General features: G+C 56.5%; 19 protein-coding genes. 6 read left to right on the forward strand and 13 right to left on the reverse strand.

What is annotated here, in order from left to right; all coding sequences use genetic code 11:
- Window positions 1-17: 17 nt before the first annotated feature.
- The 4 genes from dnaG to DXB44_RS02880 all read right to left on the reverse strand — a co-directional run bounded on the left by dnaG (window position 18) and on the right by DXB44_RS02880 (window position 4,633).
- Entirely contained in the window at window positions 18-1,793 is a 1,776-nt protein-coding gene (dnaG, locus tag DXB44_RS02865) for a DNA primase (RefSeq protein ID WP_055184530.1), read from the reverse strand.
- Between the two features lie 25 nt (window positions 1,794-1,818).
- A complete protein-coding gene (locus DXB44_RS02870; RefSeq protein ID WP_097780179.1) occupies window positions 1,819-2,817 on the reverse strand; it encodes a deoxyguanosinetriphosphate triphosphohydrolase in 999 nt (332 codons plus the stop codon).
- Window positions 2,818-2,960: 143 nt separating this feature from the next.
- Complete coding sequence (locus tag DXB44_RS02875) at window positions 2,961-3,581, reverse strand: YigZ family protein (protein WP_097780178.1); 621 nt, start codon at window positions 3,579-3,581, stop codon at window positions 2,961-2,963.
- A 113-nt stretch (window positions 3,582-3,694) separates the two neighbouring features.
- Window positions 3,695-4,633, reverse strand: a complete 939-nt coding sequence (locus DXB44_RS02880) for a CAP domain-containing protein (RefSeq protein ID WP_118657666.1) — start codon at window positions 4,631-4,633, stop codon at window positions 3,695-3,697.
- A gap of 143 nt (window positions 4,634-4,776) precedes the next feature.
- On the opposite strand from DXB44_RS02880, the gene DXB44_RS14370 reads away from it, so the two are divergent.
- Complete coding sequence (locus tag DXB44_RS14370; RefSeq protein ID WP_147366375.1) at window positions 4,777-5,217, forward strand: hypothetical protein; 441 nt, start codon at window positions 4,777-4,779, stop codon at window positions 5,215-5,217.
- On the opposite strand, the gene acrA is transcribed toward DXB44_RS14370, so the two are convergent.
- The 7 genes from acrA to coaD all read right to left on the reverse strand — a co-directional run bounded on the left by acrA (window position 5,183) and on the right by coaD (window position 12,005).
- On the reverse strand, window positions 5,183-6,277 hold the full coding sequence (gene acrA, locus DXB44_RS02885) for an acryloyl-CoA reductase electron transfer subunit beta (RefSeq protein WP_005926207.1): 1,095 nt from the start codon (window positions 6,275-6,277) through the stop codon (window positions 5,183-5,185). The two genes, DXB44_RS14370 and acrA, sit on opposite strands and share 35 nt — an antisense overlap.
- 21 nt (window positions 6,278-6,298) lie before the next feature.
- Window positions 6,299-7,093 (reverse strand): acryloyl-CoA reductase electron transfer subunit gamma, encoded by a 795-nt coding sequence (gene acrB, locus DXB44_RS02890; RefSeq protein WP_055184538.1) that lies wholly within the window; start codon window positions 7,091-7,093, stop codon window positions 6,299-6,301.
- Window positions 7,094-7,110: 17 nt separating this feature from the next.
- Window positions 7,111-8,280 carry an acyl-CoA dehydrogenase gene (locus DXB44_RS02895; RefSeq protein ID WP_005926213.1) on the reverse strand — a complete coding sequence of 390 codons (1,170 nt, stop codon included), beginning with the start codon at window positions 8,278-8,280 and terminating at the stop codon, window positions 7,111-7,113.
- Window positions 8,281-8,385: 105 nt separating this feature from the next.
- On the reverse strand, window positions 8,386-9,258 hold the full coding sequence (locus DXB44_RS02900) for a 3-hydroxyacyl-CoA dehydrogenase NAD-binding domain-containing protein (RefSeq protein WP_097780174.1): 873 nt from the start codon (window positions 9,256-9,258) through the stop codon (window positions 8,386-8,388).
- Window positions 9,259-9,296: 38 nt separating this feature from the next.
- A complete protein-coding gene (locus DXB44_RS02905) occupies window positions 9,297-10,082 on the reverse strand; it encodes an enoyl-CoA hydratase-related protein (protein WP_118657667.1) in 786 nt (261 codons plus the stop codon).
- A 123-nt stretch (window positions 10,083-10,205) separates the two neighbouring features.
- Window positions 10,206-11,423 carry an acetyl-CoA C-acetyltransferase gene (locus DXB44_RS02910; protein ID WP_005926222.1) on the reverse strand — a complete coding sequence of 406 codons (1,218 nt, stop codon included), beginning with the start codon at window positions 11,421-11,423 and terminating at the stop codon, window positions 10,206-10,208.
- Window positions 11,424-11,504: 81 nt separating this feature from the next.
- A complete protein-coding gene (coaD, locus tag DXB44_RS02915) occupies window positions 11,505-12,005 on the reverse strand; it encodes a pantetheine-phosphate adenylyltransferase (RefSeq protein WP_118657668.1) in 501 nt (166 codons plus the stop codon).
- Window positions 12,006-12,507: 502 nt separating this feature from the next.
- Here coaD and DXB44_RS02920 point away from each other — a divergent pair.
- The 3 genes from DXB44_RS02920 (at window position 12,508) to DXB44_RS02930 (ending at window position 15,596) form a co-directional block, all read left to right on the forward strand.
- Complete coding sequence (locus DXB44_RS02920; RefSeq protein WP_118657669.1) at window positions 12,508-13,854, forward strand: butyryl-CoA:acetate CoA-transferase; 1,347 nt, start codon at window positions 12,508-12,510, stop codon at window positions 13,852-13,854.
- Between the two features lie 48 nt (window positions 13,855-13,902).
- On the forward strand, window positions 13,903-15,165 hold the full coding sequence (locus tag DXB44_RS02925; protein WP_173016263.1) for an AI-2E family transporter: 1,263 nt from the start codon (window positions 13,903-13,905) through the stop codon (window positions 15,163-15,165).
- Between the two features lie 95 nt (window positions 15,166-15,260).
- Window positions 15,261-15,596, forward strand: a complete 336-nt coding sequence (locus DXB44_RS02930) for a DUF3784 domain-containing protein (protein WP_040646272.1) — start codon at window positions 15,261-15,263, stop codon at window positions 15,594-15,596.
- An 89-nt stretch (window positions 15,597-15,685) separates the two neighbouring features.
- Here the strand turns inward: DXB44_RS02930 and DXB44_RS02935 are convergent, their stop codons facing one another.
- Entirely contained in the window at window positions 15,686-17,116 is a 1,431-nt protein-coding gene (locus DXB44_RS02935) for a radical SAM protein (RefSeq protein ID WP_118657671.1), read from the reverse strand.
- A 167-nt stretch (window positions 17,117-17,283) separates the two neighbouring features.
- Window positions 17,284-17,859, reverse strand: a complete 576-nt coding sequence (locus DXB44_RS02940) for a TetR-like C-terminal domain-containing protein (RefSeq protein ID WP_055184553.1) — start codon at window positions 17,857-17,859, stop codon at window positions 17,284-17,286.
- Between the two features lie 269 nt (window positions 17,860-18,128).
- Here DXB44_RS02940 and proC point away from each other — a divergent pair, with 269 nt between their 5' ends.
- Together proC and proB are read left to right on the forward strand one after the other, a co-directional pair.
- The gene (gene proC / locus DXB44_RS02945) at window positions 18,129-18,935 is read left to right on the forward strand and encodes a pyrroline-5-carboxylate reductase (RefSeq protein ID WP_118657672.1); all 807 of its coding nucleotides are present in this window, start codon (window positions 18,129-18,131) and stop codon (window positions 18,933-18,935) included.
- Between the two features lie 7 nt (window positions 18,936-18,942).
- A complete protein-coding gene (proB, locus tag DXB44_RS02950; protein WP_097783893.1) occupies window positions 18,943-19,740 on the forward strand; it encodes a glutamate 5-kinase in 798 nt (265 codons plus the stop codon).

The raw sequence follows: 19,740 nt of genomic DNA on the forward strand, positions 1-19,740 counted from the left end.
CGGAGGGAAAACAGGGATCAGTCTTGTTCGGGCAGCGTCCCCTGCTTTTTTTCGCGCATCGACTGAAGATACTGTGTGATCTCATCGCCGGACATTGCAGCAGCTTTGCTTGCGACCGGCATCCCCCGGGCGATCCTGTCCAGATACAGATGGATATCCTCCGGGGTGCAGTTCACATCGCTGTATTGTGCCGCAAGTCGGCTCAGTTCATTCAATGCTTCTTCGCTTGCAAATGCCCGCAGTGCCGTCAGGCTGAGCTCCACGCCCTCCCGGCTGCAATTGAGCATTGCTTCGTATAATTCCTTCTGCTGCGGCTGGATAAATTGCTCCGCCGTCAGCTGCTGTTTGGCCAGTTCTAGATAGCGCGGCTCCCGCAGGATGGCTGCCAGCAGCCGCTGCTGGGCACTGGCGATGCCCAGCGCCTGACTGCCGCCTGCGCTGTATGGTACCTTGATCTGATCCATCTCGCCGGAGCGCAGCAGCTCACGGTTTTTCTCCCGGCGGTACTTGCCGCCCGCCCGCTTTGCTGCGGTGCCCAGCTGCGCCAGAATAGCGGTTTTGGAGATGTTGGTCTCCTCTGCCAGCCGCCCGGCGTACACCTCCTGCTCGGTGGGGTTGGAGCGCTCTGCCAGCATTTCCACAGCATCCTTTATATATTGCAGACGCTGTGCGTCCTGCGAGAGATCATACTGATCCCGCAGGCGCTTGAGCCGGAAGTCCAGCGCGTTGCCCACCCCATCCAGAAGCGCCTGAAAGCGCTCCGGGCCATATTTTTTGATATACTCGTCCGGGTCCTTTGCACCGGGGATCTGCAAGACGCCCACCTTTACCGGGCTGTTGCGGAACAGCTCCAGCGAGCGCAGGGTCGCCTTCTGACCGGCCTCATCCGAGTCATAGCTCAGAATGACCTCGTCGGCATATTCGCTGATGATGCGCACCTGCCCGGGGGTCAGCGCGGTGCCACAGGCGCAGACGGCGGTATCAATGCCCGCTTGCTGCATACTGATGACGTCCATGTAGCCCTCGCACAGCACGAACCGCCGGGAGGCGCTGCGCTTGGCGATCTGCATAGCAAACACCGTCTCGGATTTGTGGTAGACCAGCGTTTCCGGGCTATTGACGTATTTGGGCTTGGAGTCGTCCATCACGCGCCCGCCAAAGGCTATAATATTGCCGCGCAGGTCAAAGATGGGGGTCATGACACGCTTCCAGAACAGGCAGTAGATACGGCCGGACTGGCTGCGCTTGAACAAGCCGCTGGCGTCCAGTTCCTGCTGGTTGTAGCCCTTATCCCGCAGGTACTGGTACAGCGCTTGCCCGTCGTTGGGGGCATAGCCCAGCCCGAACCGGACGATGGTCTTATCGTCCAGCCCGCGCCGCCGCCAGTAGGCACGCGCCTGCCGTGCCTCCTCCACAGTAGAGTTCAGGCAGGCGTGGAAAAAGCGGGCAGCCTCCTTGTTCATAGAAAGCACCCGGCTGCGCAGACGTCCGGTCTTGTCGTCCTCCTGCGGCTCCGGCATACCGGCGCGGGAAGCCAGCATCTTGATGGCTTCGCCGCTGCTGATATTGTTGATCTTTTTGACAAAACTGATGGCATCTCCTGCCGCCTGACAGCCGAAGCAGTAAAAGCTTTGGGTGTCCGGGTACACATAGAAGGACGGTGTTTTTTCGCTGTGAAAGGGGCACAGACCGCCGTACAGACGTCCCTTACGCTTGAGCTGCACATAGCTGCCCACCAGTTCCACGATGTCGGTGCGGCGGGTAAGCTCCTCGATGTATTCGTGTGGGATCATGTTGATTTAAACGACCTCTCCAGTTTTAAAGGACGTGCCATTTTTGGGGCACGAACAGTTCTTCAAAGGTGCGGATGGCAAACTCATCGCTCATACCGCTGATGTAGTCAGTGACGGCGCGCTCCCGCCCCTCCTGATAGGCCAGCTGCACATAAAAGTTGGACATCCGGTCCACATGGGTCAGGTAGTACTCGTACAGCTCCGCGATAAGCTTGTCTACTTTCTGCTCCTCGCGCTTGGCATTTTTGTCCACATACACGGTGGCGTACATGAAATCCCGCAGGGCGAGAAACGCCTCGTATTCCTCCGTGCCCATGCGGACATCCCCCTCGCTGTGGGTGAGGATGCTGTTGATCATGGTGGTGATACGGGCGGATTTGGTCTGTCCCAGCACCGCTGTGCAGTCCTTGGGCAGGGTGGCAGCGTCCAGCACACCGGCGCGCACGGCGTCCTCAATATCGTGGTTAACAAAGGCGATCTGATCTGCCAAGCGCACGATGCGCCCTTCCGGGGTAGCTGCCCATGTGCCCTTGGTGTGGGTGACGATGCCGTTGCGCACCTCCCACGTCAGGTTAAGCCCCTCGCCGTCCTTTTCCAGCCGGTCCACTACACGCAGGCTCTGCATATAATGGTGAAAGCCTTCCGGGCAAAGATCGTTCAGCGCCTTTTCGCCTGCGTGGCCAAAGGGAGTGTGCCCCAGATCATGCGCAAGGCTGATGGCCTCGGTCAGATCCTCATTCAGGCGCAGGCCCCGGGCGATGGTGCGGGCGATCTGCGAGACCTCCAGTGTATGGGTCAGCCGGGTGCGGTACAGGTCGCCCTCCGGCGAGAGGAACACCTGCGTTTTCTGCTTGAGACGCCGGAAGGCCTTGCAGTGCAGCACCCGGTCGCGGTCCCGCTGAAACACCGGGCGCAGCGGGTCCTGCGGTTCCGGCACGACTCTGCCGCGGCTTGCATCACTGAAGGTCGCCCACGGTGCAAAGGTGAGGTGCTCGATCTCTTCGGTTCTCCGGCGCACATCCATACAGATCCTCCTTTTGTTTTTCGGGCTTCTCCCCCTCCCCTCTGCACGCAGCCGATCCCAATTGCTGCGCTGCAGCAATTGTAGCACATCGGCCGTGTCGAAGGGGGAAGTTCGGTGTCGGTTTGCAAAAAAGACTTTGTTTTTTAAAATGGTGCGTAGAACGGGTCAGACACCGTTACCTGAGCACTGCCCCGGGTCAGTTCTCGCAGCTGCTCCAGCAACGGCGCTTCGGTGTGCTCCGGCATCTGCCAGCGCAGGGTGACACGGTCTGCAAACTCCGGCGGTGCCTGTTTTGCCCCGGCGGCGTCAATGAGCAGAGATGCACGCTCGTAGAGGGCGTAGTCCACGGTGACCTGCAGCTCCACCACGCTGCGCACCGTGACCACCTCGGCATTTTCCAGTGCGCGGGCGGTAGCGGTGGTGTAGGCACGCACCAAGCCGCCGGTGCCCAGCAGCACTCCGCCAAAGTAGCGGGTGACCACCACGATCAGGTCTGTCAGGCCGCTGTGCTGCAGCACTTCCAGCGCGGGCGTACCGGCGGTCTTGGCCGGCTCGCCGTCATCGGAATAGCGCTCGCGGTTGCCCACCCGAAGGCGGTAGGCGTAAACATTGTGCCGCGCGGTGCGGTTGGCTGCCCGCACCTGCTCCAGAAAGGCAACGGCGGCTTCCTCGCTGTCGGCAAAGGAGAGCTGCGCGATAAAGCGGCTCTTTTTCTCTTCATATTCGCCGGTGGCCGTGCCCCGGACGGTACGGTAATCCTCCACGTTAGATCCTCCTGATAATAATTCAAAATAAGTATAACACAAACAGGCACAAATAAAAAGACTGACGAAGCCTTGCGGCCCCGCCAGTCTTTTTATAAGAAGAAAGCAGTTAATCACTTGGTAAAGATCTGGATCCACTGATGACCCCAAGTGCTGTTGCTGTTATAGTAGTAGCCAACACTCATCTTGCGAGCCTCAGGGTTCAGGATGTTAGCGCGATGGCCTTCGGAGTTCATCCATGCGTTGACGACCTCTTCAGGAGAGACGCTGCCCCATGCGGCATTCTCGCCGGTGGGGGTATCGGTGACACCGTAGTCCTTCAGGACGGTGAAGCACTTGGAGCCATCGGGACGGACGTGGGAGTTCACAACGGCGATCTCCTCGGCGCGGGTCTGTGCAGCGGCGGTCAGGTCGTCATCACCCATTTCCAGAGCGGTCAGACCGTACTTCGCGCGCTGGGCATTGACCAGATCCAAAACTTCCTGACGGTAATCTTCAGTGTGGGAATTTTCGGGGTAAGAGAAGATCAGCACCCAGTAGTTATTGTAGACGCCGCCTTCGTAGTGGCCAACGCTCACAGTAGTAGCATCGGCGTTCAGGATACGCTCGCGGGTAAAATCTGTAGCCATCCACTGATCCATTGCGGCATCGGGGGTGGAGCAGCCGGCCATGTAGTTCTCGCCGGTGGAAACATCGCTGATGCCGTTCTCTGCCAGAACGGTGAAATCGCGCTGACCGTTGGGACGAACGTAGGAATAAGAAACTGCCAGCTCCTCGGCACGCTCCATTGCAGCGGCGTTGTGGCTGCTGTCGCCCAGAGCAACGGGAGCCAGACCGGCCTGTGCGCGCTCGTTATTGACCAGAGTCAGGAAGCTGCGCTGGTAGGTGTCTTCCTCAAAGTAAGAGTTTTCTTCTTCCACAGATGCAGTAGAAGGAACGGCAGCCTGTGCGGCGTTTGCGGTGACGGGCTTGAAGCCTGCAAAGCCAAAAACCACAGCCAGCGTCATCACAGTCGCTGCGATATTCTTTACGGTACTCATTGCACGCTTCATAAGATTGCCTCCGGTCTGTTGCCTTATGCAGTGTGATGTTGGATGTTGCAACTCATTTGCAACTCTGTCGTATCACATCCGCAACTCTTGTGTCACAAGAGTATCACAAAACCATACAGACGTCAAGAGGTTCAGAGGCTGTTTTGAAGAAAAAATACAGATTTTTTAAAAAAATCCCGCCCTTTTATCGCAACTCAAGCGTAACAAACAATCCGAAAACGTTACAGTTGTGTTGCGCTTCTCCTCAAAATCAGCCGAGTGCAACAGGCATCGCACACTTTTGGGGACGTTCTGGTGCGCTCCGGTTTGCATATTATAGTATTTATATACATTTATTTGCATATCAAGGCTTTGTGTACGCTTTTGTGCCGCTTCGTTCTATTCCCTTTTCTGCTCCTTTCCCATGGAAAGCCAATTGGAGCTGCTGTGCAGTGTCCGGCACAACAGCTCCATCATTAAAAAACACAAAAAAGAGGCCGCTGCACAAAAATGTGCAACGACCTCTCACAATTCAGGCTATGCTATTGAATGATGCTCAGGAACAGGCGATCACAGAGCAGCCTTTGCTGCCTCGATCTGCTTGATCAGCTCAGGCACGACCTTGAACAGATCGCCCACGATGCCGTAGTCAGCAACACCGAAGATGGGAGCACCCTCGTTCTTGTTGACAGCGATGATGCACTCAGAATCCTGCATACCGGCGGTGTGCTGGATGGCACCGGAAATGCCCAGAGCCACATAGATCTTGGGGTGCACGGTCTTACCGGTCTGACCGACCTGATGGTCAGCGGTCATCCAGCCTGCATCGGTGACGGCACGGGAAGCACCCACAACGCCGCCGCCCAGAGCGGCTGCCAGCTGCTCGGCCAGCTCGATGCCCTTGTTGACATCCTTGCTAATACCACGGCCAACGGAGACGATGACGTCTGCGCCGATCAGATCAACCAGCTTCTCAGCGGCCTTCTCCACGCTCAGAACCTCGGTCTTGATGTCCTCAGCGGTCAGGCTGAAGGCGGGCTTGACGATCTGGCAGGCATCAGCCTTGGCCTGATCGAAGGGAGCCTTCTTCATAACACCGGGACGCACGGTGGACATCTGGGGACGGAAGCGGGGGCAGATGATGGTAGCCATCAGATGGCCGCCGAATGCGGGACGGGTCATCTTCAGGTTGCGGTCTTCCATATCGAACTTCTGCTTGGACAGGTCGATGGTGGAGCTCTCCTTCAGGAAGTCGATGTACTTTGCAGTGTCGATATCCAGATGGGTAGCGTCGGCGGTCAGGCCGGTGTGCAGACGGGCTGCGCAGCGGGGGCCGAGGTCGCGGCCAATGTTGGTAGCGCCGATCAGCAGCACCTCAGGCTTGTACTCGTTGACCATATCGCACACGACCTTAGCATATGCGTCGGTGGTGTAATCCTTCAGCAGGGGGCTGTCGCACACCAGAACCTTGTCGGCGCCGTAGCCGCCCAGTTCCTTGGCAATGCCCTCAACGTTGTCGCCCAGCAGCAGACCGGTGACTTCGCAGCCCAGCTCATCGGCCAGCTTACGGGCCTCGCTAACCAGCTCGAAGTCAGTGGACATCAGTGCGCCCTGGCGCTGCTCGCAAAAGACCCATACGCCCTTGTATTCGTTAAAATCAGCCATTGTAATCCTATGCTCCTTTCATCAGATCAGGTGCTTCTTGGCCAGGATGCCAGCCAGCTGGGCAGCAACATCGTTGCCCTGCAGCATGGTGCCTGCGCCCTTCTGCGGAGGAGTGAAGGACTTAAAGACGTTCGTCGGAGAACCCTTCAGGCCAATGGTGTCCACCTCGATCAGCGGATCGTCCTTCAGTGCGTTGTAATCAAACACTTCCATGGGCTTGTCGTAGCAGGTAAAGATGCCGTTCACGCTCATGTAGCGGGGGTCGTTCAGCTCCTTGATGCAGGTCAGCAGGCAGGGAGTCTGCACCTTGACCATCATGTAGCCGTCCTCCAGCATACGCTTCACGGTCAGGGTGTTGCCGTCCTTCTGGATGTCGGCAACGTAGGTGACCTGCGGCAGATGCAGCTTTTCAGCGATCTGGGGGCCGACCTGTGCGGTATCGCCATCGATTGCCTGACGGCCGCAGAACACAACGTCCTCGGGGCCAACGCCGATCTTGTTGACGGCAGCAGCCAGAATCTGGCTGGTTGCAAAGGTATCGGAACCGCCGAACTCACGGCCGGAAACCAGAACAGCCTTATCAGCGCCGCGGGCCAGCAGCTCACGCAGCATGCCCTCTGCCGGCGGGGGACCCATGGTGACAACAACGACCTCGCAGCCGGTGGCGTCCTTCAGCTTCAGGGCGGCCTCCAGAGCATTCAGGTCATCGGGGTTGGTGATGGTTGCCATGGATGCACGATCCAAAGTGCCATCGGGCTTGACGGACACCTTGCCGGAGGTATCAGGAACCTGCTTTACACAAACAATTGCTTTCATTGTAACTCTTGCCTCCCTTACTTCAGCAGCGCGCCGGAAATGACCATCATCTGCACTTCGCTGGTGCCCTCGTAGATCTCAGTGATCTTGGCATCACGCATCATGCGCTCGATGGGGTAGTCACGGGTGTAGCCGTAACCACCGAACAGCTGCAGGCAGCGGCGGGTCACATCGCTTGCAGTGCGGGCTGCGATCAGCTTAGCCTGTGCAGCCTCAACGCTGTAACGAACCTTTGCGCCATCCATAGCCTGCTGCTTCTTTAGAGCGGCAGCATAAACCAGATACTTAGCAGCCTCAACACGAGCCTTCATCTCAGCCAGCTCGAACTGGGTGTTCTGGAAAGCAGCAATAGCACGGCCGAACTGCTTACGCTCCTTGACGTAAGCAATGGTCTCCTCCAGAGCACCCTCGGCAATGCCCAGAGCCTGAGAAGCGATGCCGATACGGCCGCCGTCCAGCGTAGCCATAGCCAGCTGGAAGCCCTTGCCGCGCACGCCCAGCATACGATCCTTCGGGATGCGGCAATCCTCAAAGATCAGCTCGCAGGTAGAAGAACCGCGGATACCCATCTTGTCCTCTGCCTTACCAACAGAGAAGCCCGGGTCGGTGCGCTCCACGATGAAGGCGGAGCAGAGCTTGGTGGGACGGCCGCGCTTATCCAGCACGTTATCGGTAACGGCGATGACGATGAACACATCAGCAAAGCCTGCGTTGGTGATGAAGATCTTGGAGCCGTTCAGCACCCAGTAATCGCCATCTTCCTTGGCAATGGTCTGCTGGCCCTGTGCGTCAGTGCCAGCGCCCGGCTCGGTCAGGCCGAAAGCACCCAGCCACTCGCCGCTGCACAGCTTCGGCAGGTACTTAGCCTTCTGCTCGGGGGTGCCGTTCTCGTAAATGGGAGCAGCGCACAGGCTGGTGTGAGCAGAGACGATGACACCGGTGGTGCCGCAGACCTTGCTCAGCTCCTCCACGGCCATGACGTAGGACAGCACATCGCCGCCTGCACCGCCGACCTCAGTCGGGAAATAGATGCCCATCATGCCCAGCTTGCCCATCTTTTCGACGGTCTCCTTGGGGAAGTATTCCTCTGCGTCAACCTTCTTTGCCAGAGGCTTGACTTCGTTCTCAGCAAACTCGCGGTACATTTTCTGCACCATCTGCTGCTGCTTGGACAGAGTAAAATCCATCGCTATATCCTCCTAACAGGTCTTTTTCATTTACCGGAATAGCCCGGTGCAAACAAATTCCTCCCGACCGCTTTCCCCGCAGCCGGGAGAAATGTTTATCAGAACTTACAGCTGGTCAACAGGGGTCTTGGTGCGGTCTGCGTTGTAAACGTAGAAGCCCTTACCGGTCTTGCAGCCCAGATTGCCGCCGCGCACCATCTTGCGGATCAGCGGGCAGGCACGGTACTTGCTGTCGCCGGTCTCGTTGTACAGCACGTCCATGATGGCCAGGCAGATGTCCAGACCGATGAAGTCGCCCAGTTCCAGGGGTCCCATGGGGTGGTTAGCGCCCAGCTTCATGGCGGTGTCGATGCCAGCGATATCGGAAACGCCCTCCATCTTAATGAAGGCAGCCTCGTTGATCATGGGGATCAGGATGCGGTTGACCACAAAGCCGGCAGCCTCGTTGACCTGAACGGGGCTCTTGCCGATGGCAACGGCGATCTCCTTGATCTTCTCAACGGTCTCAGCGGGGGTGTTGCAGCCGGCGATGACCTCGATCAGCTTCATGCGGTCTGCGGGGTTGAAGAAGTGCATACCGATCAGGGGACGGGTCAGGCCCTTGCCGATCTCGGTGATGGACAGAGAAGAAGTGTTGGAAGCGAAGACGCACTCGGGCTTGCAGATCTTGTCCAGCTCGCCAAAGGTGGTCTGCTTGACCTTCATATCCTCGAAAGCAGCCTCAACGACCAGATCGCAGTCTGCGCACAGATCTTCCTTCAGGCCCGGGGTGATGGCGGCGACGATCGCGTCAGCCTTCTCCTGGGTCATCTTTCCCTTAGCGACCAGCTTCTCGTAGCCCTTCTTGATCTTTGCCAGACCATTCTCGGCCCACTCCTGCTTGATGTCGCACAGAGCAACGGTGTTGCCCTCAACCTGTGCAAATGCCTTTGCGATGCCCTGACCCATAGTGCCAGCGCCGATAACACCGATCTTCATAGGAAATCTCTCCTTTAATATCAAAATTATGTAATGGATTAGTTGTTGGTGAACACTGCCTTGGGCTTCGGTTTCTCACGGGACAGGAAGCAGGCCATGCCCTCCTTCTGGTCGTGGGTCTCGAAGCAATCGCCGAACAGCTTCTCCTCGACCTCAACAGCCTTCTCGATGGGCAGGCTGATGCCGTCGTTCATTGCCTTCTTGCAGTTGCGCACAGCAATGGGAGCGTTCTTTGCGATCTTGCCGGCCAGCTTCAGCACGTTCTCCATCAGCTCAGCCTGCGGATACACCGCATTGACCAGACCAATGCGGTAAGCCTCGTCAGCCTTGATGTTCAGAGCAGAGTAGACCAGCTGCTTTGCCATACCCATGCCGACCAGACGAGCCAGACGCTGGGTGCCGCCGAAGCCCGGGGTGATGCCCAGACCGACTTCCGGCTGACCGAACACAGCGTTGTCAGAGCAGACGCGGAAATCGCAGCTCATAGCCAGCTCGTTGCCACCACCCAGTGCAAAGCCATTGACGGCTGCGATGACGGGGATGGGGAAATGCTCGATCATCAGGAACACATCATTGCCCAGCTTGCCGAAGGCCTCGCCTTCTGCCTTGGTCATGGTGCTCATGGAACCGATATCAGCACCAGCAACGAAGCTCTTGTCGCCTTCGCCGGTCAGAACGATGCAGCGGACAGTCTCCTGATCGACTGCCTCAAAAGCAGCCTTCAGGTCAGCCAGAACCTCGGGGTTCAGGGCGTTCAGTGCCTTGGGACGGTCGATGGTAATGATCTCAACAGCGCCCTGCACCTCGGTTTTTACAAATGCCATTGTGAAAACCTCCATTTCATACAGTTCAGTTTTTTCAAAACAGCCCCCGGAACGCGGGAGGGCTCTCCGGTTCCCTCCGGCGCTCCGGGTCTGTGGTTCAATCAGGATTCAGAGAAAGAGTGCTTAGTCCATCTCAACGATGGTAGCGCAGCCCATGCCGCCGCCGATGCACAGGGTAGCCAGACCCTTGTGAGCACCACGGTGCTTCATAGCGTACAGCAGGGTGACCAGAATACGAGCGCCGGAAGCACCGACCGGGTGGCCCAGAGCGATTGCGCCGCCGTTGACGTTCAGCTTGTCCTTATCGAAGCCCAGAGCCTCGCCGACAGCGATGGACTGTGCTGCGAATGCCTCGTTGGCCTCGACCAGATCCATATCAGCAACGGTCATGCCGGTCTTGGCCATGACCTTCTTGGTAGCAGCGATGGGGCCCAGACCCATGACCTCGGGCTCAACGCCTGCCAGAGCACCGGCGACCCAGGTTGCCAGAGGCTTCACGCCCAGCTCCTTAGCCTTCTCCTCGCTCATGACGACCAGAGCAGCAGCGCCGTCGTTGATGGCGGAAGAGTTACCAGCGGTGACGATGCCGTCTTTGGTGAAGGCGGGCTTCAGCTTTGCCAGAACCTCGGGAGCGCTCAGACGGGGGCCCTCATCGGTATCGAACACGGTGTCGCCCTTCTTGCCCTTGATGACAACAGGAACGATCTCGTCCTTGAAGGCGCCGTCCTTGATGGCCTTGTCAGCCTTCAGCTGGCTGTTGTATGAGAACTCGTCCAGCATCTCGCGGGTGATGGGGCTGTAGCCGTACTTCTTCTGGTAGGTCTCGTTGGTGCAGACGTTCTCAGCGGTCATGCCCATGTGCTTGTTGAAGCCGCAGGCATCCCACAGTGCATCGTTGACCATGGTATCCACGATCTCGCTCTTGCCCATGGGAGCGCCCATGCGGTAGCCATAGCGAGCCTTCTGCAGTGCGAAGGGAGCCATGTCCATGTTCTCCATGCCGCCTGCAACAACGATATCAGCATCGCCTGCCTCGATCATCTGAGCAGCCATGTTCACGCAGTTCAGACCGGAGCCGCAGACCACGTTGACGGTGACAGCGGGGGTCTCGATGGGCAGGCCAGCCTTCAGGGCAGCCTGACGAGCGACGTTCTGGCCCAGACCAGCCTGAATGACGCAGCCCATGTAAACATGATCGACCTGCTCGGGCTTGACGTTTGCACGGTTCAGAGCCTCCTTGATGACGATGGAGCCCAGCTCAACAGCGGGAACGTTGGCCAGAGTGCCACCGAACTTGCCGATAGCGGTGCGGCATGCAGATGCGATAACGATCTTTTTCATGTGAATAGCCTCCTGAATTGTGTATGTGTGTTACTTATCGGTTACCCATTTATCAAAACGCCCTGCGGCATTTTTGCGGTATCAGATCTTTTCCCTCTCCCGGAGCTGTGCGTATTTTTCGTTGACGGCCTTTTCCACATTGGGTGTGACGAACTTGCTGATGTCACTGCCGTAGTACGCTGCTTCCTTTACAATGGTGGAGGAAAGATAACTCCATTTGATGCTGGTGGCAAGGAACATGGTCTCGATGCCGGGCATCAGTGCGTGGTTGGTTTGCGCAAGCTGGATCTCGTTTTCAAAGTCCGTTACTGCCCGCAGTCCCCGCACCATTACGGATGCGTGACGCTTTTTTGCGAACTCTACGGTCAGGCCGTCGAAGCCTTCCACGGTCACGTTGGGGATGTTCTTGCAGCATTCCTGCAGCATAGCCACCCGTTCCTCCACTGTGAACAGCGGATGCTTGGCGCTGTTGATCAACACCGCCACAATGAGGTGGTCGTTGATCTTTGCTGCGCGTTTGATGATATCAAGGTGTCCCTTGGTGACCGGATCGAACGACCCGGGATAAACTGCTGTTGCCATCGGTCAGTGTCCTCCTTGTGCGCTGTAATTACTAAGCGCGATGTGGTTCTGCCATGATAGCACTTTCCAGCCTTGGGTGCAACCTGAAACTGCTGCGGTGCGTTTTATCGTTAAATTTTAAACGAATCATCCCGCACTGCTCCGCAGTTGCTTCCCACGCTATTAGTAAAGCACATCGTCAAAATTTTATCAAGTCTTTTTCTCAACTTTTTTGTTTTTTGCATACCAAACAATCCCCACATAAAGCCAAGAAAACTGTTCATTATGCTATACTGGCTGTTTTTTAGCCAAAACTATTGATTCTACACTTTGTTAATGTTATAACTAAGTTGAGCTGTTCTGCGCGGAGCGGAGCACACACTGCTGCCTTGTTTATAAGGTTACCATACAGATGTGGCAAAACGGTGTGCATTCCGCAAAACAGGCGTAAAACAGCTGCATAATTTGTCCGCACAGAATTGTTTACAATTCTTTTATGTATTTTAAGAGAGGATGGTTTATAATGGATTGCAAGGAACTGTACGCACAGAAGCTTATGACTGCTGCGCAGGCTGCCGCTCTGGTCAAAAGCGGCGACTGGGTGGATTACGGCTGGGCTGTGAACACCCCTGTGGCCGTGGACGCCGAGCTGGCAAAACGCCTGCCGGAGTTGGAAGGGGTCAACTTCCGGGGCGGCATCCTGATGTGGGTGCCGGAGATCTTCCAGATCAACGACCCTGCTACCCACATGACCTGGAACAGCTGGCACATGGGTGGCATTGAGCGCAAGGCCATTGCGCAGGGTTTCGCCTTCTACTCCCCCATCCGCTACTCTGAGCTGCCCCGCTACTACCGCGAGAGCAGCGACCCCGTGGATGTAGCAGTATTTCAGGTGACCCCCATGGACGAGCACGGCTACTTCAACTTCGGTCCCAGCGCTTCGCATCTGGGTGCTGTGTGCGAAAAGGCCAAGAAGATCATCGTGGAGGTCAACACCAATATGCCGCGCTGCCTTGGTGGCATGGAGAACTGCGTACACGTTTCTCAGGTAAGCGGCATTGTGGAGGGCGCAAATCCCCCCATCGGCCAGATGGCAGCTGCCGGTGCCGCTACCGAGGTGGACCTGAAGGTAGCCAACCTCATCGTGCCGCAGATTCCCAACGGTGCCTGCCTGCAGCTGGGCATCGGCGGCATGCCCAACGCCATCGGCGGGCTGATTGCACAGAGCGATCTGAAGGATCTGGGCGTGCACACCGAGATGTATGTGGATGCCTTTGTGGATATTGCCAAGGCCGGCAAGATCAACGGCAGCCGCAAGCAGCTGGACAAGGGCCGTCAGGTCTACGCCTTTGGTGCCGGCACCCAGAAGATGTACGATTACCTGAACGATAACCCGGAGTGTATGTCTGCCCCGGTGGACTACACCAACGACATCCGCAGCATTTCCGCACTGGACAACTTTATTTCCATCAACAATGCTGTGGATATCGACCTGTTTGGTCAGGTGAACGCCGAGAGCGCCGGTGTGAAGCACATTTCCGGCGCAGGCGGTCAGCTGGACTTCGTGCTGGGCGCATACCTTTCCAAGGGTGGCAAGAGCTTTATCTGCCTGTCCTCCACCTTCTTTAATAAAAAGACCGGCCAGCTGGAAAGCCGCATCCGTCCCACGCTGGAGAATGGCAGCATCGTTACCGACACCCGCGCCAACGTGCACTATCTGTGCACCGAGTATGGCTGCGTGAACCTGAAGGGCTTGACCTCTTGGGAAAAGGCCGAGGCTCTGATCAGCGTGGCACACCCGGACTTCCGTGAGGAGCTGATCCGCGAGGCTGAAAAGCTGCACATCTGGCGCAGAAGCAACAAAATTTAATAAGCGCTGTGGGTATTCCCGCTGCCCGCAGCAGGAATGGAGTTTGTCATGATGGACAAAAAGCCGCACATCAAACCGTATCTCTATGGGATGCTCGCAGGGTTTGGTGCCATTGCACTGAGCATCATCTTCTTTTTCCTTATTTACCGCTTTGACGGCTTCGGCTCGGCCATCTCTACCCTGACCGGCATCCTGATGCCCTTTATCTACGGTGCCGTCATTGCCTATCTGCTCAAGCCGGTATGTAACAGCATCGAAAGCTTTCTGCGCCGGTTCATCCCGGAAAAGATGAATGGTCTGATCAACGCGCTGTCCGTGGCGCTTACCATCCTGTTCGGGCTTTTGCTGGTGTATGCACTGGTCATGATGATCGTGCCGCAGCTGATCACCAGCGTGACTACCCTGTACTACACCGCGCAGGCCAACATTACAAAGTTCATGAACTGGGCAAACCATCTGGAGTTTATTGAAAAGAACGAACAGATCACGGAGCTGCTCAATTCAGCCTACGCTGCTCTGAACACCAATCTGGACACATGGAACACATGGCTCAAGAACACCCTGCTGCCCTCCATGCAGAACATCCTGAGCGGCGCAGCCATTGGTGTGCTGAACGTGGTGACGGTGGCCAAAAACCTGATCATCGGCATCATCGTGGCGGTGTATATGCTGGCTAGCCGCAAGCGGTTCGTGCAGCAGGGCAAGCTGGTGTTGCACAGCATCGTCCGCCCCCGCTGGGCGCAGCTGATCACTGAAGAAGTGAAGTACGCAGACAAAATGTTCGGCGGCTTTATCAACGGCAAGATCATGGACTCTGCCATCATCGGCGTGCTGTGCTATATCGGCTGTCTGATCTTCAAGTTCCCCAGTGCGCTGCTGGTGTCGGTGATCATCGGTGTGACCAACGTGATTCCCTTCTTCGGCCCCTTTATCGGTGCCATTCCGGCCACGCTGCTCATCCTCATCCAGAGCCCCATCAAGGCGCTGTGGTTCGTGTTGTTCGTGCTGGTTTTGCAGCAGCTGGACGGCAACATCATCGGACCCAAAATTCTGGGCAACACCACCGGCCTTTCCAGCTTCTGGGTACTGTTCGCCATCCTGCTGTTTGGCGGCCTGTGGGGCTTTGTGGGCATGATCGTTGGCGTGCCGCTGTTTGCTGTTATCTACGATGTCATCAAAAAGCTGGTCATCCACGGCTTGCAGCGCAATCAGGAGCTGACCCTGCTGAACAGCTATCACGACCAGTTCGGCGACCCCACAGACGATGCAGCAGCACAGCCCGCCGCACCGCAACCTGCTGAGAACCAGTAAACCTTCCCTGCCCCGCATCAGAGCCCTTCCGATGCGGGGTATTTTTTAATCATATTACAAATTATAAATCGGAATTTGTGAAGGAGGAATATACTATGAATATAGGGTTTTGGCTATGTGGAGTTTTGGTTATTCCATTTGTGATTATAGGAGTGTTATTTGCAATATTTAAAGAAAAAGCGGCTAAATTTGTTTCGGGATTTAATTCATTACCGAAAGAAGAACAGGCATTGTATGATAAAGCTCATATTTCTCGTGATATAAAAAATCAGTGTTTTACATGGGCTGGCATAATGTTAGTAGGCGCAGTGTTGTCTTATTTTTTAACACCATATATGGCTATTCCGGCTTTTATTATTTGGCTCGTTTTATTTTTCAAAGAGGTTCACTTTGACACGCACAAAGCATTTGAAAAATATTTATTAAAATAAATTCCAGTTTACACAGCAAGACCCCCGCCTTATGTTCCGGGCAAGAACACAGGGCGGGGGTCGTTTATTGCTTTGATTCAGATTTCAGCTCAGTCCTGCGGCTGAGAGGGCTTCCAGTCCTTATAGTTCTCGTAGCGGCTCTCGCGGACCTTGTGGTGAGACCAGATCTCGTCAGCGGTGGGCTGCCAGTCGGCGGCGTAAGCCTTGCACTTCTCGCACAGGTGCTCGACGCTTTCCGGAGACTGCAAGTCGGTGCTGTGGGCACCGGTCTCGTGCACCATCTTTTCCAGCAGCTCGGGGTTTTCCAGCATCGGGCAGGGACGCAGATGGTTCTTGTTGAAGGGCTGACCGTTGTGGTAAGCCATGAACAGCGGGCTGTGCAGGATCTCCAGAATAGACTGGTCGTGGATGTTGGCATTGGAGTAGTGGATGAACACGCAGGGCTCGGCGTCACCGGCAGAGTTGATGTGGAAGTAGTTGCGACCGCCGGCGATGCAGCCGCCCACGAACTCGCCGTCGTTCTGGAAGTCCATGGGGTAGAACGGGATATCGCACGCAGAAGAGCGCAGATACCGAATGCGGTCGATCATGTACTTGCGCTGCTCCGGGGTGGGCATCAGCTCCGGGGCGGCCTCGTTGCCCACGGGCATATAGTGGAAGTAGAAGCCGAAGTGTGCCCCCTTCTCGCACAGAAACCGCATGAACGCATCGTTGGTAACAGCGTCGATGTTCTGGCGGGTGTAGCAGATGGAGGTACCGAAGAGGATGCCGTACTTTTTGAGCAGATCCATGGCGTGCATCACAGCGGCATAGTGGCCTTCGCCGCGGCGGGCGTCGTTGGTCTCCGGGGTGCCCTCGATGGACAGCATAAAGGCGATATTGCCCAGACGCTGTACTTCTTCACAGAATGGCTCGTCGATGAGGGTGGAGTTGGTGTAGATGGCAAACTGCACATCGTTATGCTTTTCGGCCAGCTTAAGCACGTCCTTCTTGCGCACCAGCGGCTCGCCGCCAGTCAGCATATACAGATACACGCCCAGCTCCTTGCCCTGCGTAACGATCTTATCCATGTCCTCAAAGCTGAGGTTGTTCTTGTGGCCGTACTCGCCTGCCCAGCAGCCCACGCAGTGCATATTGCAGGCAGAGGTGGGGTCGAACAAAATCAGCCAAGGGATGTTGCACTGGTATTTGACGCGGTTCTCGCGGATCATCTTAGTGCCGCGGAAGAAGGCTTCGTAGCCCAGATTCAGCGCAGTGGTGCGCGCAACATGGGGGTTGGTCTGGTCCAGCACGCAGTTGATGAGCTTCGTCCACTTGCTGTTGGGGTCGGTCAGCACCTTTTTGGCGTTCTCGTAGGTCTCGTCGCTGAAGCCGCTGCCGTAGAACTGCTTTGCAGCATCTACCAGCTGGCACATTGTTTTTTCACGGTCTTGCTCGGCGCGGGAAAGCGCCACGTCCACTATTTTACCAAGCGCAGCACGCTGCATCTTGTGAGTCAGGTTATCAAGAGATGTATTCATAGCTTTTTCCTCCCGAAATGATTCCTTTGGAAATTCTTATTTGCTTGACCACATCCTACCACTTTGCGTGTTTTTGTGCCATAAACAGAAAATACGCCGTGATGGAAAACCCATCACGGCGTACCCTTTGATAAAATTTTATTGAAGCCGCACAGCCACAAAGCACATCATTCCTCTATTTTCAAGCTGCCGCTGCTCAGGCGGCACAGTGCACGGCGGAAATCCCCGTGGATCATGGTGCTCACGCGCTCCACCATCTTCTTGGGGTCGCCTTTCATATCCCGGCGGGTCCATTCCAGCGTCATACCCACCAGTGCATACTTGTAAAAATCGACAACAAACTGCTTATCTGCATCCTGCACGGTGATATCGTGGCATTCACGGTCTGCAAAATCCTTCAGGATGGTGTCCAGCAATCTATAAAGGTACTGCTCCACCTGTTCCCTGCCCACCGAGCGGTAAACGTTGAGCACAAGGGTCTTGTTGTCCTGCAGCTGGTGTAGGACGTCCAGATAGGCTTCGCTCCATGTACCAAAGCCCCGGCGGCCTTCCATTGCCTTGGCGGCATCCTCCGCTAAGATCCAGTCCACCAGATCGTAAATGTCCTTGAAATGGTAATAAAAGGTCATGCGGTTGACCCCGCAATCCTCGGTGATATCGTTGATCGTGATCTTGTTCAGGGGCTTTTCCAGCAGCAGCTTCTTCAAAGATGCCTCCAGTGCCCGTTTTGTCGTTTGTGACACAAAAACCCATCCTTTCCCGGCAGACTCCTCTGCCGTTTCCGTGAAATATACCCCATAATTTATTTTACCGCAAAATACGACCTTATTTCAAGTAAAGATTTTACCTTTTTATGAAATTTGTGTGTGCGCTGCCCGCCGCGAAGGTGCTGTTTTTACATTATATCCGCCCAAAATAAGACAAAAGTCTTGATTTTCTCCCAGCGGTTGCTTAGAATGAATAAGAAGCAGAATTTTATGCAGTGCATACCTGCCGAGGGAGGGTTATTATTATGATGAAAACCATTGGGTTTTTAGGCTGTGGAAACATGGGCGGTGCTATTGCCCGCGCTGTGTGCAAAGCTACTGCGCCTGAGAATGTATTTCTGGCCAACCGCACGGTGGCCAAGGCTGAAGCACTGGCCGCAGAACTGGGCTGTCAGACAGCCACCAACGCCGAGGTCGTCGGTGACTGCGACCTGATCTTTCTGGCGGTAAAGCCCCAGATGATGGAGGCCATGCTGGAGCCGCTGCGGTTCATCCTTGCCGAGCGCGCCAAGCGGTTCGTGCTGTGCACCATGGCCGCCGGTCTGCCGGTGGCACGCATTCAGGAGATGGCGGGCGGCGACTACCCTGTCATCCGCATCATGCCCAACACCCCGGCGTCGGTAGGCGAAGGCATGATCCAGTATTGCTCTGCCAACGTGACCGCCGAGGAGGAGGCCGCATTCTGTCAGCTGATGGCTCCCGCCGGGCGTCTGGACGCCGTAGCCGAGGGCATGATCGATGCTGCAAGCTGCGTTTCCGGCTGTGGCCCGGCATGGGTGTACCAGTTTATTGAAGCGCTGGCCGACGGCGGCGTGGCCTGCGGTCTGCCCCGGGCAAAGGCACAGGAGTACGCCGCACAGATGGTGCTGGGCAGCGCAAAGCTGGTGCTGGAAGGCGGCAAGCACCCCGGTGCGCTGAAGGACGCTGTGTGCAGCCCCGGCGGCAGCACCATTCAGGGCGTGCGGGTACTGGAAGAACACGGGCTGCGCGGTGCGGTGATGGATGCCGTGCTGGCCGCTTACGACAAAACAAAGGAAATGGGAAAGGGTTAAAGGAATCATGCGCATCGTTGTGAAAGTAGGCACCTCCACATTGGCATACCCCACCGGGCGGCTGAACATCCGCCATGCAGAGGAACTGGTCAAGGTATTGAGCGATTTAAAGAACGAGGGACACGAGGTCATTCTGGTGTCCTCCGGCGCTATCGGCATGGGCGTTGGCAAGCTTTCGCTGCCTGCACGCCCAAAGGATACCACCACCAAGCAGGCCTGCGCTGCCGTGGGGCAGTGCGAGCTGATGTACACCTACGACCGGCTGTTCAGTGCCTACGATCACACGGTAGCGCAGATCTTGCTTACCGGCGTGGACGTGGAGCACACCGAGCGCCGGGTGAACATCCAGAACACGCTGACCCGCCTGCTGGAGCTGGGTGCACTGCCCATCATCAATGAAAACGACAGCGTTGCCACCGATGAGATCACCTCCATTGGCGACAATGACACGCTGGCCGCTATTGTGGCCTGCTGCTGCAAGGCCGACCTGCTGGTGCTGCTGAGCGACATCGACGGCCTGTACACTGCGAACCCCCACACTCACCCGGATGCGGCGCTCATCCCACTGGTGGAGGAGATCACCCCGGAGGTGATGGCGCTGGCAGACGGTGCGGGCTCGGCGCTGGGCACCGGCGGCATGGCCACCAAGCTGCGGGCTGCCCGCATGGTGACCGGCAGCGGTGCGGACATGGTGATTGCCAACGGCGCACACCCGGAGCTGCTGTATGATATCGCTGCGGGCAAGCCCATCGGCACCCGCTTTGCCGGGCATAAGCAGCCCGTACTGTCCACACAGGAGGTTTGA

Origin of the sequence: Faecalibacterium sp. OM04-11BH, from assembly GCF_003482185.1 — a bacterium.
Lineage (GTDB): Bacteria > Bacillota > Clostridia > Oscillospirales > Ruminococcaceae > Faecalibacterium > Faecalibacterium tardum.

What these genes read in the sequence shown, in the direction of transcription:
- dnaG (WP_055184530.1), bottom strand. Translation starts at nt 1,793, where the DNA reads ATGATCCCACACGAATACATCGAGGAGCTTACCCGCCGCACCGACATC.
- acrB (WP_055184538.1), bottom strand. Translation starts at nt 7,093, where the DNA reads ATGAAAGCAATTGTTTGTGTAAAGCAGGTTCCTGATACCTCCGGCAAG.
- DXB44_RS02870 (WP_097780179.1), bottom strand. Translation starts at nt 2,817, where the DNA reads ATGGATGTGCGCCGGAGAACCGAAGAGATCGAGCACCTCACCTTTGCA.
- DXB44_RS02910 (WP_005926222.1), bottom strand. Translation starts at nt 11,423, where the DNA reads ATGAAAAAGATCGTTATCGCATCTGCATGCCGCACCGCTATCGGCAAG.
- DXB44_RS02895 (WP_005926213.1), bottom strand. Translation starts at nt 8,280, where the DNA reads ATGGATTTTACTCTGTCCAAGCAGCAGCAGATGGTGCAGAAAATGTAC.
- acrA (WP_005926207.1), bottom strand. Translation starts at nt 6,277, where the DNA reads ATGGCTGATTTTAACGAATACAAGGGCGTATGGGTCTTTTGCGAGCAG.
- coaD (WP_118657668.1), bottom strand. Translation starts at nt 12,005, where the DNA reads ATGGCAACAGCAGTTTATCCCGGGTCGTTCGATCCGGTCACCAAGGGA.
- DXB44_RS02935 (WP_118657671.1), bottom strand. Translation starts at nt 17,116, where the DNA reads ATGAATACATCTCTTGATAACCTGACTCACAAGATGCAGCGTGCTGCG.
- DXB44_RS02905 (WP_118657667.1), bottom strand. Translation starts at nt 10,082, where the DNA reads ATGGCATTTGTAAAAACCGAGGTGCAGGGCGCTGTTGAGATCATTACC.
- DXB44_RS02900 (WP_097780174.1), bottom strand. Translation starts at nt 9,258, where the DNA reads ATGAAGATCGGTGTTATCGGCGCTGGCACTATGGGTCAGGGCATCGCA.
- proB (WP_097783893.1), top strand. Translation starts at nt 18,943, where the DNA reads ATGCGCATCGTTGTGAAAGTAGGCACCTCCACATTGGCATACCCCACC.
- DXB44_RS02920 (WP_118657669.1), top strand. Translation starts at nt 12,508, where the DNA reads ATGGATTGCAAGGAACTGTACGCACAGAAGCTTATGACTGCTGCGCAG.
- proC (WP_118657672.1), top strand. Translation starts at nt 18,129, where the DNA reads ATGATGAAAACCATTGGGTTTTTAGGCTGTGGAAACATGGGCGGTGCT.
- DXB44_RS02925 (WP_173016263.1), top strand. Translation starts at nt 13,903, where the DNA reads ATGATGGACAAAAAGCCGCACATCAAACCGTATCTCTATGGGATGCTC.
- DXB44_RS02930 (WP_040646272.1), top strand. Translation starts at nt 15,261, where the DNA reads ATGAATATAGGGTTTTGGCTATGTGGAGTTTTGGTTATTCCATTTGTG.
- DXB44_RS02880 (WP_118657666.1), bottom strand. Translation starts at nt 4,633, where the DNA reads ATGAAGCGTGCAATGAGTACCGTAAAGAATATCGCAGCGACTGTGATG.